16 protein-coding genes are annotated in these 13,155 nt (G+C 34.0%); 15 read left to right on the top strand and 1 reads right to left on the bottom strand.

Translation table 11 applies throughout. The features are described 5' to 3' along the window. Window positions 1-9 precede the first annotated feature (9 nt). From wecB to fabZ, 13 genes are all read left to right on the top strand, one after another. A complete protein-coding gene (gene wecB, locus KA830_RS12505; RefSeq protein WP_204179710.1) occupies window positions 10-1,140 on the top strand; it encodes a non-hydrolyzing UDP-N-acetylglucosamine 2-epimerase in 1,131 nt (376 codons plus the stop codon). 155 nt (window positions 1,141-1,295) lie between these two features. Beyond that, window positions 1,296-1,646, top strand: a complete 351-nt coding sequence (locus KA830_RS12500; protein ID WP_046207759.1) for an ATP synthase subunit I — start codon at window positions 1,296-1,298, stop codon at window positions 1,644-1,646. A 27-nt stretch (window positions 1,647-1,673) separates the two neighbouring features. Beyond that, complete coding sequence (gene atpB / locus KA830_RS12495) at window positions 1,674-2,396, top strand: F0F1 ATP synthase subunit A (RefSeq protein ID WP_204179711.1); 723 nt, start codon at window positions 1,674-1,676, stop codon at window positions 2,394-2,396. A gap of 38 nt (window positions 2,397-2,434) precedes the next feature. Beyond that, window positions 2,435-2,641 carry a F0F1 ATP synthase subunit C gene (gene atpE, locus KA830_RS12490; protein WP_002482721.1) on the top strand — a complete coding sequence of 69 codons (207 nt, stop codon included), beginning with the start codon at window positions 2,435-2,437 and terminating at the stop codon, window positions 2,639-2,641. A 97-nt stretch (window positions 2,642-2,738) separates the two neighbouring features. After that, on the top strand, window positions 2,739-3,266 hold the full coding sequence (locus KA830_RS12485) for a F0F1 ATP synthase subunit B (RefSeq protein WP_026034759.1): 528 nt from the start codon (window positions 2,739-2,741) through the stop codon (window positions 3,264-3,266). Next, on the top strand, window positions 3,266-3,805 hold the full coding sequence (locus tag KA830_RS12480; protein WP_070039515.1) for a F0F1 ATP synthase subunit delta: 540 nt from the start codon (window positions 3,266-3,268) through the stop codon (window positions 3,803-3,805). Before KA830_RS12485 ends, KA830_RS12480 begins: the two co-directional genes overlap by 1 nt. A 20-nt stretch (window positions 3,806-3,825) precedes the next feature. Then, the gene (gene atpA / locus KA830_RS12475; RefSeq protein WP_046207761.1) at window positions 3,826-5,340 is read left to right on the top strand and encodes a F0F1 ATP synthase subunit alpha; all 1,515 of its coding nucleotides are present in this window, start codon (window positions 3,826-3,828) and stop codon (window positions 5,338-5,340) included. Between the two features lie 30 nt (window positions 5,341-5,370). Next, window positions 5,371-6,237, top strand: coding sequence for an ATP synthase F1 subunit gamma (atpG, locus tag KA830_RS12470; RefSeq protein WP_046207762.1), 867 nt, complete (start codon window positions 5,371-5,373; stop codon window positions 6,235-6,237). A 21-nt stretch (window positions 6,238-6,258) separates the two neighbouring features. Beyond that, window positions 6,259-7,671 carry a F0F1 ATP synthase subunit beta gene (atpD, locus tag KA830_RS12465; protein ID WP_019468302.1) on the top strand — a complete coding sequence of 471 codons (1,413 nt, stop codon included), beginning with the start codon at window positions 6,259-6,261 and terminating at the stop codon, window positions 7,669-7,671. A gap of 18 nt (window positions 7,672-7,689) precedes the next feature. Continuing rightward, a complete protein-coding gene (locus KA830_RS12460; RefSeq protein ID WP_019468303.1) occupies window positions 7,690-8,094 on the top strand; it encodes a F0F1 ATP synthase subunit epsilon in 405 nt (134 codons plus the stop codon). Window positions 8,095-8,527: 433 nt separating this feature from the next. Next, the gene (locus KA830_RS12455; protein ID WP_046207763.1) at window positions 8,528-8,761 is read left to right on the top strand and encodes a DUF1146 family protein; all 234 of its coding nucleotides are present in this window, start codon (window positions 8,528-8,530) and stop codon (window positions 8,759-8,761) included. 101 nt (window positions 8,762-8,862) lie between these two features. Further along, complete coding sequence (gene murA / locus KA830_RS12450) at window positions 8,863-10,128, top strand: UDP-N-acetylglucosamine 1-carboxyvinyltransferase (RefSeq protein WP_210134286.1); 1,266 nt, start codon at window positions 8,863-8,865, stop codon at window positions 10,126-10,128. Between the two features lie 63 nt (window positions 10,129-10,191). Continuing rightward, on the top strand, window positions 10,192-10,629 hold the full coding sequence (gene fabZ, locus KA830_RS12445) for a 3-hydroxyacyl-ACP dehydratase FabZ (protein WP_046207765.1): 438 nt from the start codon (window positions 10,192-10,194) through the stop codon (window positions 10,627-10,629). A gap of 49 nt (window positions 10,630-10,678) precedes the next feature. Here the strand turns inward: fabZ and KA830_RS12440 are convergent, their stop codons facing one another. After that, a complete protein-coding gene (locus tag KA830_RS12440; RefSeq protein WP_046207766.1) occupies window positions 10,679-11,119 on the bottom strand; it encodes a YwpF-like family protein in 441 nt (146 codons plus the stop codon). A gap of 189 nt (window positions 11,120-11,308) precedes the next feature. Between KA830_RS12440 and KA830_RS12435 the strand changes: the two genes are divergently transcribed. Beyond that, window positions 11,309-11,728, top strand: a complete 420-nt coding sequence (locus tag KA830_RS12435; protein WP_046207767.1) for a single-stranded DNA-binding protein — start codon at window positions 11,309-11,311, stop codon at window positions 11,726-11,728. 448 nt (window positions 11,729-12,176) lie between these two features. Next, on the top strand, window positions 12,177-12,878 hold the full coding sequence (locus tag KA830_RS12430; protein ID WP_046207768.1) for a transglycosylase family protein: 702 nt from the start codon (window positions 12,177-12,179) through the stop codon (window positions 12,876-12,878). The last annotated feature ends 277 nt before the right edge of the window (window positions 12,879-13,155 follow it).

Here is a 13,155-nt window from a genome sequence, read left to right as displayed (position 1 = left end):
TGGAGTAGTATGAAAAAAGTTATGACTGTATTCGGGACACGGCCTGAAGCTATAAAGATGGCACCACTCGTTTTAGAATTGGAGAGAGACGCTGAATTACAACCAATCGTTGTAGTGACGGCACAACATAGAGAAATGTTAGATTCTGTGTTGAAAAGCTTTGACATCACACCTGATTATGATTTGAACATTATGAAGCAGGGACAATCATTGTCTGATATAACTTCACGCATACTCGTACGATTAGAGGATGTTATAAAAGAAGCGAAACCAGATATGATACTTGTTCATGGTGATACCATGAGTACATTTGCTGGAAGTCTTGCAGCATTATATAATCAAGTCCCAATCGGGCATGTCGAAGCTGGTTTGCGAACTTGGAATAAATATGCTCCATTTCCTGAAGAAATGAATAGACAAATGGTAGGAGTAATGTCCGATTTAAACTTTGCTCCTACCAATAATGCTGCAAATAATTTGATTGCTGAAAACAAACCAGAAGACTCAATTGTCGTAACAGGTAATACTGCTATTGATGCAATGAAAACGACAATTCATAATGGTTATCAATCAGAAATTATAGCCAAGCACAAAGATAAACGAATTATTCTACTCACTGCGCATAGACGAGAAAATATTGGGGAACCAATGGCACATATTTTCAAAGCAGTACGAGATATCGTCGAAGCATACGAGGATGTTGTTGTCGTTTACCCAATACATAAAAACCCTAAAGTAAGAGAAATTGCAGATTATTATTTATCAAATCACACAAGAATTGAGCTTGTAGAACCCTTAGAAGTTGTTGATTTTCATAATTTTGCACATCAGTCTTATTTAATTTTAACTGATTCTGGTGGTGTACAAGAAGAAGCGCCTTCTTTAGGTAAACCAGTACTCGTTTTGAGGGATGTTACAGAAAGACCAGAAGGTGTAGCGGCAGGTACATTAAAAATTGTAGGCACAAATGAAAAGAATATATTCGCAGCAACAAAAGAACTATTAGATAACGAAAATTTGTATGAGATCATGAGTACAGCTCAAAATCCATATGGAGACGGCAATGCATCATATAGAATTTGTCAAAATATTAAATATTTTTTTGGTTTAATTGATAAAAAACCTTCTTCTTTCAAATAATTTTTGTATTTATGTGTCATTTTTGTGACATTCTTGTAAAAAATTGAATTACAATTTGAATAGAATTGACACGTAAAGTACCCTATATTATTATTAAAATTGTATGATTGGAATGGTTTTCATATAAGAAAGATAAGGTGAAGCGAGGCACTGAAATGAAACGTTTCAACATCATTTTTAAACAGTACATGCAATACTATATATATTGTATTATTGTACTTGTAATTGTGTTTATTTTCACATACTCTGCATTTATATTAGGTCTTATAATTGGAATGATCGGTTCGCTAATCAATACTTTTACTTTTGAATATTATTTGGCGGAAGCAAAAGAAAAGGATAACATACATATTTCAACGGGCAACATTTGGAGATATTTGGTTGTGATATTAGCTTGTACGACATGGTATTTTTATAAGGACCATATAAACATTTTTGGAGTAGTTGTTGGTTTAATGATTTCTTATGTTTTAATTGTTTTCAAACCATTTTTACACAAGAAATAAATTTTATAATGAAAGAGGTGAGAAAGCATGGATCATAAAGACCCTCTAGTCAGTTGGAATGTGTTCGGTCTAGACATCGTGTTTAATCTATCATCGATTATGATGATGTTGATTACGGCGTTTATTGTTTTTGTAATAGCTATTATTTGTACACGTAACCTCAAGAAACATCCAACAGGCAAACAAAACTTTATCGAGTGGGTTTTTGATTTCGTAAGAGGGATTATCGAAAGTAACATGGCTTGGTCAAAAGGCGGTCAGTTCCATTTCTTAGCCGTTACATTAATCTTTTTCATATTTGTTAGTAATATGCTCGGTTTACCGTTCCAATTAATTTCGGGACACACCCTGTGGTGGAAATCTCCCACAGCCGATCCAACTGTGACATTAACATTATCAACGCTTATAATATTATTAACACATTATTATGGGGTTAAAATGGTTGGCACTAAAGGGTATTTTCAAAATTATACAAAGCCGATATTCCTATTGCCTATCAATGTGTTTGAAGAGTTCACTTCAACATTGACACTAGGACTACGACTTTACGGAAATATTTTTGCAGGTGAATTATTACTAGGATTATTAGCAGGTTTAGTATTCGACTTCCCAGCATGGGGTTGGTTAATTGGATTACCTGGCCTAATCGTATGGCAAGGGTTCTCAATTTTTATTGGTACGATTCAGGCATATATATTTGTAATGCTTTCAATGGTATATATGTCACATAAAGTACAAAAGAGTCATTAAATTAAAAAATAAAAAGAACAAATTAGGAGGATTTTTAAATGAATTTAATCGCAGCAGCAATCGCAATCGGCTTATCAGCACTTGGTGCAGGTATTGGTAATGGTCTTATCGTTTCAAGAACAGTAGAAGGTGTCGCTCGTCAACCAGAAGCACGTGGTCAATTAATGGGTATTATGTTTATCGGTATCGGATTAGTTGAGGCGCTACCAATTATAGGTGTAGTTATCGCTTTCATGTCACTATAAGTAAACTAGTCTTTATGGCGAAGTCTTCTAGGCTCTCGCCGTTCGTTTTTATCAAAATACCTTATGATTATACTGGATGAAAGGAGTGTCTATGAAAGTGACTGCTACGACTAATATGTTCGTTCTAGGTGCGGCTAGTGGCGGTGGTGTACAATGGGGGACAATCATTGTTACGATTGCTACATTCGCCATATTACTCTTACTTTTGAAAAAGTTTGCATGGGGCCCACTTAAAGAAGTAATGGACAAACGTGAACGCGATATCAATAAAGATATCGACGATGCTGAACAAGCTAAATTAAATGCTCAAAAATTAGAAGCACAAAACAAACAAACACTAAAAGAAACACAAGAAGAGGTTCATAAGATTTTAGAAGAATCTAAAATACAAGCCCGTAAACAACACGAAGAAATTATTCATGAAGCCAATATTAGAGCTAATGGCATGATTGAAACAGCACAAAATGAAATTAATAGTGAAAAAGAACGCGCACTTGCAGATATTAATAATCAGGTTTCTGAGCTTTCCGTACTCATTGCTTCAAAAGTACTGCAAAAAGAAATTTCAGAAAAAGATCAAAAAGAATTAGTTGAAAAGTACATTAAAGAGGCAGGCGATAAATAATGGCTAATGTAGCAAAAAAATATGCAAAAGCGTTATTTGATACTGCTAAAGAAAAAGCGTTACTTGATCAAATGTATGAAGAGTTTTCAACAATTGACGAAGCAGTGCGACCTGAAGTAGGAAAATTAAAAGAATTAGATACAGACCCACAAAAAGATGTAGCACAACGCCAACGTTTTGTTGCTATTATTTTTGGACACGCACATCAATATTTACAAAATATGTTTATGGTGCTTGCAAGTAATCGTCACCTTACATATACACATGAAATATTCTTAGCTTTTGAAACTTTATATAATGCGTATCACAATCAAGACTTTGCGATTATTGAATCGGTGTATGAACTATCTGAGGATGAAATAGCAAGTATTGATTCAATTATTAGATCGCGCACAAAACTATCAAAACTAATGATTACAAATGAAATAAATCCAGATCTTATCGGTGGTATCCGAGTTAAAGTTGGTACGAAAGTGATGGATGCAAGTATTAAAAATGATCTTGCCAAACTTGAAAAGCAATTTATTAGAGTGAAATAAAAATCGAAGGAGTGACATAGATGGCCATTAAAGCTGAAGAAATCAGTGCATTACTTCGCTCACAAATAGAAAATTATGAGTCAGAAATGGCTGTTACTGATGTAGGTACAGTTCTGCAAATTGGTGATGGTATCGCTTTAATCCACGGATTAAATGACGTTATGGCTGGTGAGCTTATTGAATTTAATAACGGCGTTCTAGGTTTAGCACAAAACTTAGAAGAATCCAATGTCGGTGTAGTAATTTTAGGACCTTACACGGATATTAAAGAGGGAGACGAAGTAAAACGAACTGGACGTATCATGGAAGTTCCAGTTGGTGAGGAGTTACTTGGTCGTGTCGTTAACCCATTAGGACAAGCAATTGATGGTCAAGGACCAGTCAATACTACAAAAACACGTCCTGTAGAGAAGAAAGCAACTGGTGTAATGGATCGTAAATCTGTAGATGAACCATTACAAACTGGTATAAAAGCAATTGACGCGCTTGTACCAATCGGCCGTGGACAGCGTGAATTAATCATCGGAGACCGTCAAACAGGTAAAACGACGGTTGCCATTGATACGATTTTGAACCAAAGAGATCAAGATACGATCTGTATATACGTTGCTATCGGACAAAAAGATTCAACTGTACGTGCAAATGTTGAAAAATTACGTCAAGAAGGTGCATTAGATTATACAATTATTGTTTCTGCTTCAGCAGCAGATCCAGCGCCTATGCTTTATATCGCGCCATATTCTGGTGTAGCAATGGCTGAAGAATTCATGTTTGCTGGCAAAGATGTTTTAATCGTTTATGATGATTTAACAAAACAAGCAGCAGCTTATCGTGAACTATCATTATTATTACGTAGACCTCCAGGCCGTGAAGCTTATCCTGGTGATGTATTCTACTTACATAGTAGATTATTAGAGAGAGCGGCTAAACTAAATGATGATTTAGGTGGCGGTTCAATCACAGCATTACCTATTATTGAGACACAAGCAGGCGACATTGCCGCTTACGTTCCGACAAACGTAATTTCTATTACTGATGGACAAATATTCTTGCAATCTGACTTGTTCTTCTCTGGTGTAAGACCAGCGATTAATGCAGGTCAATCAGTATCACGTGTCGGTGGTTCTGCGCAAATTAAAGCAATGAAAAAGGTTGCTGGAACTTTACGTCTAGATTTAGCATCATATCGTGAATTAGAATCATTCGCGCAATTTGGATCTGATTTAGATGAATTTACTGCTAAAAAATTAGAACGTGGTAAACGTACAGTTGAAATATTAAAACAAGATAAAAACAAACCACTACCTGTAGAAAATCAAGTTTTAATTATTTATGCTTTAACAAAAGGACATTTGGATGATATCCCTGTAGTTGATATCACACGTTTTGAAGACGAGTTGAATCAATGGGCTAAATCGAATGCATCTGATTTATTAAATGAAATCAAAACGACGGGTGCTTTACCTAATGATGAATCATTTGAATCAGCGATTAATGAATTCAAGAAGAGTTTTAGCAAATCAGAAGAAGCATAATAGTTAATGTAGATAAAAGGTGGTGAGATAATGGCATCTCTTAAAGAAATCGATACACGAATAAAATCAACAAAAAAGATGAAACAGATTACGAAAGCAATGAACATGGTTTCTAGTTCGAAATTGCGTCGTGCTGAAAAAAATACGAATCAGTTCAGACCATATATGGTTAAAATGCAAGATGCAATTACAGCTGTTGCTGGAGCGGACAAAAATTCACATCACCCAATGTTACAACAACGAGAAGTGAAGAAAAGTGGTTATATCGTAATTACTAGTGACCAAGGCCTTGCGGGTGCATACAATGCGAATGTGTTGAAACATCTAATGAAAGATATTGAACGCAAACATAGTAGTAGTGATGAATATTCCATCTTAGTTTTAGGCCAAACAGGTGTTGATTTTCTTAAAAATAAAGGATATGACATTCATGATTCTTTAACAGAAGTTCCTGATCAACCTTCATTTAAAGAGATACAAGCAATTGCTAAAAAAGCAATAGATTTGTATAACGATGAGATTGTGGATGAGGTGAAAATTTATTACAGTCATTTCGTCAGTGTTTTAGAAAATACACCGTCGATGAAAACTGTGCTTCCATTGTCTCCAGAAGATTCAAGCTTAGGGCATGGTCAAATGTCTTCATATGAATTTGAACCAGACAAAGAAGCAATTTTAAGTGTCATTTTACCTCAATATGTTGAAAGTTTAATATATGGAACGATTTTAGATGCAAAAGCAAGTGAACATGCAACACGTATGACGGCTATGAAAAATGCATCTGATAATGCGACAGATATCATTGATGATTTATCTATCGAATATAACAGAGCGAGACAAGCAGCAATCACTCAACAAATTACTGAAATTGTTGGTGGCGCAGTTGCACTTGAATAATGATTAAAGGAGGAAAATAGCATGGGATTAGGCCGTGTAACACAAGTTATGGGTCCAGTAATTGATGTTCGCTTTGAGCACAATGAAGTTCCAGAAATTAATAATGCCTTAGTTCTCGATATAGAAAGAGAAGAAGGTACTGTTGAATTAACGTTAGAAGTTGCATTACAACTTGGCGATGACGTAGTACGTACAATCGCAATGGATTCAACTGATGGTGTTAAACGTGGTACAGAAGTAAGAGACAGCGGAAACAGCATTAGCGTTCCAGTTGGTAATGAAACGTTAGGTAGAGTGTTTAATGTATTAGGTGATACGATAGACTTAGATGAAGACATAGATGACTCAGTACGTCGTGATCCAATTCATAGAGAAGCACCTGCATTTGATCAATTATCTACGAAAGTTGAAATATTAGAAACAGGTATCAAAGTTATTGATTTATTAGCACCTTATATTAAAGGTGGTAAAGTTGGATTATTCGGCGGTGCAGGTGTTGGTAAAACTGTATTAATCCAAGAATTGATCAATAATATCGCTCAAGAACACGGTGGTATATCAGTGTTCGCTGGTGTAGGTGAACGTACTCGTGAAGGTAATGACCTATACTTTGAAATGAGTGATAGTGGTGTTATTAAAAAGACAGCGATGGTTTTTGGACAAATGAACGAACCACCTGGTGCTCGTATGCGTGTAGCACTTTCTGGTTTAACTATGGCTGAGTATTTCCGTGATGAACAAGGACAAGATGTTCTACTATTCATCGATAACATCTTTAGATTTACGCAAGCCGGTTCAGAAGTTTCTGCACTATTAGGACGTATGCCTTCAGCCGTTGGTTATCAACCTACATTAGCAACGGAAATGGGACAATTACAAGAACGTATTACTTCTACAACTAAAGGATCTGTAACGTCAATTCAAGCAGTATTCGTGCCAGCCGATGATTATACCGACCCAGCACCAGCTGCAGTATTTGCGCACTTAGATTCAACTACAAACTTAGAGCGTAAATTAACTGAAATGGGTATTTATCCTGCAGTTGACCCATTAGCATCTACTTCTAGAGCCCTTGATCCATCAATTGTTGGTCAAGAACATTATGAAGTAGCACGTGAGGTACAATCTACTTTACAAAAATATAGAGAATTACAAGATATTATTGCTATTTTAGGTATGGATGAACTTTCGGAAGAGGATAAACAAACTGTAGAACGTGCGCGTCGTATTCAGTTCTTCTTATCTCAAAACTTCCACGTAGCTGAACAATTTACTGGGCAAAAAGGATCTTATGTGTCTGTTCAAAAAACAGTAGAAGGCTTCAAAGCAATATTAAATGGTGATTACGATCATATTCCAGAAGATGCATTCCGTCTAGTTGGAAGCATGGATGAAGTAATTGAAAAAGCTAAAGATATGGGTGTTGAAGTTTAAAATTAGGAGGTATGGATAATGAATACATTAAGCCTAAATATTGTCACTCCTAATGGTTCTGTTTACGACCGAGAAGATGTCACTCTGGCAGTTTTACAAACTACTGCTGGAGAAATCGGTGTCATGTATGGACATATTCCAACAGTTGCAGCACTTGAAATTGGCTATGCCAAAATTAATTTTGACGGTGGTTCAGAATATATTGCAGTGAGTGAAGGTTTTGTTGAAGTAAGACAAGATAAATTATCAATCATTGTTCAAACTGCAGAGCCTGCGAATGAAATTGATGTTGCTAGAGCAGAATTAGCTAAGTCAAGAGCAGAATCTCATTTAAACAATGAAGAAGATAGCAGTGACATAAATAGAGCCAAACGCGCATTAGATCGTGCTAATAACCGTCTTCGTGTCGCTCAATTACAATAATGAATAAAAGATATACTATGACGAATATCTAAAAAAGTCGACAAAGTTTTTACTTTGTCGACTTTTTCTTTTCTAATTAAACATGTCAAAATTAAATTTTTAGCGTTAATTTAGCAATGAAACATTAATTCAAAATATGGATTATAGTAACTTTCTTAAATCACAAGTGAATTATAATAATGTACTAAAGATTTAAGAGTGTAGTATGAATAAAAAAGTAAAAGTTTTACTTTCACATATACTTTTAATCGTTTAGAAGTAAAGTAAGTAAAAATATTTAATTTTAATAGTTATGCATACATGATATATATAATGGGAAAATAATATTAAATTGACGCTTATTATTTAAAAGTCAGTAATCTAATTATTAAGTATCTTTTGTTTAGTGTTTCGTGTAAAATATATAAATAGTGTTTATCAAGGAGAATGGCTTATGGAATATTTAGGACAATTTTCAATTGTACATCTCATACTACATGTCCTTTGTATTTGTATTGCTTATTGGGCATTGAATGCAGTGAGATTAGAGCAATTTTTTAAAAAAGGTTTTCCAGTACAAGTTCAAATTTGTATGATATTTTTAGCAATATTAATTGGAACTTCGGTCAGTAATTTTATTGTAGATTTATTACAATTTTCTACACAAATAAAATATTTGGTACAATAATTCAAATAATTGTATATTACGTATGATTATCGATATAATTTAATAGTAAGTTTGAATAAAAATTTTAGGCAATATATAAGTAGTTAAGTGGAGGATTTAAGATGGATAAGATAGAAATTAATGGTGGTAAAAAATTAACTGGTGAAGTGAAAGTTTCGGGTGCAAAAAACGCAGTATTACCAGTATTAACAGCATCACTATTAGCATCAAAAGGCGTGAGCGAATTAAAAAATGTACCAGCACTTAGTGATGTAGAAACAATTAATAATGTAATATCTACATTAAATGCTGAGGTCTCTTATAATAAAGAACAAGAAGAAGTTACAGTAGATGCAACAAAACAATTAAATGAAGAAGCACCATATGAATATGTAAGTAAAATGAGAGCAAGTATACTTGTAATGGGACCTTTACTAGCACGATTAGGTCATGCCAAAGTTGCTTTACCGGGTGGTTGTGCAATTGGTTCAAGACCGATAGAACAGCATATTAAAGGTTTTGAAGAACTAGGTGCTGAAATCCATATGGATGGTGGTTTTATATACGCAAACACTACTAACGGATTGAAAGGTACAACGATTCACTTAGATTTTCCAAGCGTAGGTGCGACTCAAAATATTATCATGGCTGCTTCATTAGCTGAAGGTAAAACTGTTTTAGAAAACGTCGCACGTGAACCAGAAATTGTTGATTTAGCAAATTATATTAATGAAATGGGCGGAAATGTGTTAGGTGCTGGTACTGACACCATTACGATTGAAGGTGTTGAAGCCTTGTATGGCGTCGAGCATTCAATTATACCTGATAGAATTGAAGCAGGTACATTATTAATTGCAGGTGCAATTACAAGAGGAAATGTTTTAGTTAACGGTGCAATCAAAGAACATATGACGAGTCTAGTTTATAAATTAGAAGAAATGGGAGTTAATCTAGAATACCTTGATGATGCTATTCGTGTAAGTGCTGAAAACGAATTGAAACCGGTAGATATCAAAACACTTCCACATCCTGGTTTTCCTACAGACATGCAATCACAAATGATGGCGTTATTATTAACTGCAAATGGACATAAAGTAGTAACGGAAACTGTGTTTGAAAATCGATTCATGCATGTCGGTGAATTTAAAAGAATGAATGCTAAAATCACTGTTGAAGGAAGAAGTGCAAAAATTGAAGGTAAAAGTCAACTTCAAGGCGCTCAAGTAAAAGCAACGGATTTACGTGCAGCAGCAGCACTTATTTTAGCGGGACTAGTAGCTGAAGGAACAACATATGTTACTGAACTAAAGCATTTAGACAGAGGGTATGTTGATTTGCATGGTAAATTAAAGGCATTAGGTGCTGACATCAAAAGAATACAAGATTAATGTTATAATATATTATATTAATAAATTGGAAACAGAGAGAAGTAAAGTTGGAGGAAGCAAATTATGGAAACAATTTTTGACTACAACCAAATAAAAGAGATTATTCCACATAGGCAACCATTTTTATTGATTGATCGTGTTGTAGAATACGATGAAGGTCAACGATGTGTAGCAATTAAACAAGTTTCAGGTAATGAACCATTCTTTCAAGGTCATTTTCCAGAATATGCAGTAATGCCTGGCGTATTAATTACTGAAGCTTTAGCACAAACAGGTGCAGTCGCTATGCTAAATAGCGAAGCAAACAAGGGAAAACTTGCACTATTTGCTGGTATCGATAAATGTCGTTTTAAAAAACAAGTAACACCTGGAGATACTTTGCGCTTAGAAGTTGAAATCACGAAGCTCAGAGGCCCTATTGGTAAAGGTAGTGCTAAGGCAACAGTAGATGGACAGTTAGCATGTAGTTGTGAGTTAACATTTGCTTTACAAGACAAATAATAAAAAAATAGTGTTACAGACTGTTTAAAACGGGCTGTAACACTATTTTTTATTTATCTACTTTTTCATCCTTCAGTCTTGGTTTAGATTGCATCATTCTATTAAAGGATTTCTTCAAGTCTTCACCAGATAAACCTTCATCTATTAATTGTTCTAACAAACTTTCAGCATAAACTTGTCTTAATGTGTAAATGTGACATTCACAAACAACAGAAATTGTATTTTCTAATTGAATGATATGTTTAATGGTTGCATCAAATAAAGCTGGATCGTTAGCAGGTCTAGTGATAACGACACGTATGTCTAATAATGTTTCGTTATCCATATATGTTTTCATAGTTTCATAATGATAATCTGAAATGACGATTTCAAGCAACCAGCCAGTGCCACTGTTTTCCTTATTGATGATGACACCATCTTCTAATTCGTACTCAGTTAAGCCACCATTTTCTGATACGATTTGAAATCGAACGGCTTTAAATGTTTTCATCGTCTCACATCCATTTAATTAATTTAAACTCTACATAAAATGTATTTATATTATCATTATAACGTAATTTTCTATGATAAAGGTGAAAAAAGTAGAATTTTGTAGTCATTTACTTTTTGAAATTATAAAAACTGTATTTTGACGGAATCATGTGAATTTTTTATGATTTACTTATAGAGGAGGTGACATATGATTAACAGTATTGTCATTGTAGGGAGACTAACAAAGGACCCTAAAATTTATGAGAAGGAAGGTAATAAACTAGCTACATTTTGCGTAGCCGTCTCAAGAAATTATAAAGATAAAAATCAAAAAGTTATTTGTGATTATTTATTTTGTAAGGCATTCGGAAAAATTGCTAATAATGTCGAAAAATATATCAATCAAGGTTCATTGGTTGGTATAACTGGACAAATGCAATCGAGAAAATTTGAAAAAGAAGGACAGATGCATTTTGTATCAGAAATTTTTATTGAAACTATTAAATTTATGTCCCCACGTTCTAAAAATGAAGATGAAACACTTTTTGATCCACTTCCAATAGATCAAAACCCAGATCTTATAAGTCAATTTGATTTTGAAGAAAACGAAATTTATGAAATTGTATAATATTTCAAGCACTCCCAACTCCCCGTTAATTTAACCCATCAAATCTAATATATTTAATCCTACTATTTAATTATACTTCTATCAGGCTATTCTTATTGTCTATTAAATTAACAATAGACAATAGGAATAGCTAAAATACATACTTTATAGGAAAATGTACTTTTATAAGAAGGTAGAAATTTATCTCGAAATAATACAGAATAATCTGATAAATTACAATTTTATTACACTCACTATATTTGTTAAATAGTCACATAAACTTTCATAGCAGTTTTCAACATAGTTGATGATGCTTATATTCTATTTTATAAATGTAATCACCATGTAAAGAAAAGGTGTACTTTTTTATTTGGCTGTAACCTACTACTGTTTTTAAGATGTTATAGTTGTACTTGCAAATTAATCATAACGAAAAAAATTATTTACCTTATAGGAGGAATTTTTAAAAATGAAAAAAACAGTATTAGCTTCAACATTAGCAGTAGGCTTAGGCGTAACAGGATTTGCAGCAGGAAACTCAGCAGACGCAGCTGAACAAGGTGTTGACAAAGCAGAATTAGCAAACTTAGCACAATCTAATCCAGAACAATTAAATGCATCACCTGTACAAGAGGGTGCATATAACTATAACTTTAATTATAATGGTACAAATTATAATTTTGAATCAGATGGCCAAACATGGTCATGGAGTTTTGGTGGAGGTTCTAGTGAAGATGTATCATCAGAACAAACAACTTCTGTTGAACAACCTCAACAAGCACAAACTGAACAACCAGCACAAGAAGTACAAACTGAGCAACCAGCTCAACAAGCTGCTCCACAAACTGAACAAACACAACAACCACAACAAGAAGCAACTACAAAAGCTTCAACTCAATCATCAAGCTCAAATGAAGCTTCAACTAGCTCATCAGGTGTGAATGCACACTTACAACAAATTGCACAACGTGAATCAGGTGGCGATATTCATGCTACAAACCCATCATCAGGTGCTTCAGGTAAGTTCCAATTCTTACAAAGTACATGGGATTCAGTAGCTCCAGCTGAATATCAAGGTCAACCAGCTGCTAACGCACCAGAAGCAGTTCAAGATGCAGCAGCTCAAAAATTATATGATGAAGTAGGCCCTTCACAATGGGTTACAGCATAATATAACAAAATACAATAAAGTTTATTTTTGGAAAAGCTGAGACAATTTAATTGTCTCAGCTTTTTATTGTTATATTAAGTTAGTGGTAATTATGCATGAACGATAGCCAAAGTCCTGCATATTTTTTCTTATAAATAATGTGCATCTAGAGTATATAAAGCTAATTATAAGTACATTTAACTTAGTTGATAACTGTTGGGAGTACAATCATATTAAAGGTTTTTGTATTACTAGAAGGTTTATATAAACCATTTTATTGCAATAGTTGATGTACTTT

The organism is Staphylococcus sp. GDY8P119P (assembly GCF_017892075.1).
Lineage (GTDB): Bacteria > Bacillota > Bacilli > Staphylococcales > Staphylococcaceae > Staphylococcus > Staphylococcus ureilyticus.
Note: the sequence above shows the minus strand (reverse complement) of the source record. Positions and strands in the feature narration are given on the sequence as shown.

Bases quoted from the DNA above. Each gene is read 5' to 3' on its own strand.
- wecB (WP_204179710.1), top strand. From the start codon at position 10: ATGAAAAAAGTTATGACTGTATTCGGGACACGGCCTGAAGCTATAAAG.
- KA830_RS12500 (WP_046207759.1), top strand. From the start codon at position 1,296: ATGAAACGTTTCAACATCATTTTTAAACAGTACATGCAATACTATATA.
- atpB (WP_204179711.1), top strand. From the start codon at position 1,674: ATGGATCATAAAGACCCTCTAGTCAGTTGGAATGTGTTCGGTCTAGAC.
- atpE (WP_002482721.1), top strand. From the start codon at position 2,435: ATGAATTTAATCGCAGCAGCAATCGCAATCGGCTTATCAGCACTTGGT.
- KA830_RS12480 (WP_070039515.1), top strand. From the start codon at position 3,266: ATGGCTAATGTAGCAAAAAAATATGCAAAAGCGTTATTTGATACTGCT.
- atpA (WP_046207761.1), top strand. From the start codon at position 3,826: ATGGCCATTAAAGCTGAAGAAATCAGTGCATTACTTCGCTCACAAATA.
- atpG (WP_046207762.1), top strand. From the start codon at position 5,371: ATGGCATCTCTTAAAGAAATCGATACACGAATAAAATCAACAAAAAAG.
- atpD (WP_019468302.1), top strand. From the start codon at position 6,259: ATGGGATTAGGCCGTGTAACACAAGTTATGGGTCCAGTAATTGATGTT.
- KA830_RS12460 (WP_019468303.1), top strand. From the start codon at position 7,690: ATGAATACATTAAGCCTAAATATTGTCACTCCTAATGGTTCTGTTTAC.
- KA830_RS12455 (WP_046207763.1), top strand. From the start codon at position 8,528: ATGGAATATTTAGGACAATTTTCAATTGTACATCTCATACTACATGTC.
- murA (WP_210134286.1), top strand. From the start codon at position 8,863: ATGGATAAGATAGAAATTAATGGTGGTAAAAAATTAACTGGTGAAGTG.
- fabZ (WP_046207765.1), top strand. From the start codon at position 10,192: ATGGAAACAATTTTTGACTACAACCAAATAAAAGAGATTATTCCACAT.
- KA830_RS12440 (WP_046207766.1), bottom strand. From the start codon at position 11,119: ATGAAAACATTTAAAGCCGTTCGATTTCAAATCGTATCAGAAAATGGT.
- KA830_RS12435 (WP_046207767.1), top strand. From the start codon at position 11,309: ATGATTAACAGTATTGTCATTGTAGGGAGACTAACAAAGGACCCTAAA.
- KA830_RS12430 (WP_046207768.1), top strand. From the start codon at position 12,177: ATGAAAAAAACAGTATTAGCTTCAACATTAGCAGTAGGCTTAGGCGTA.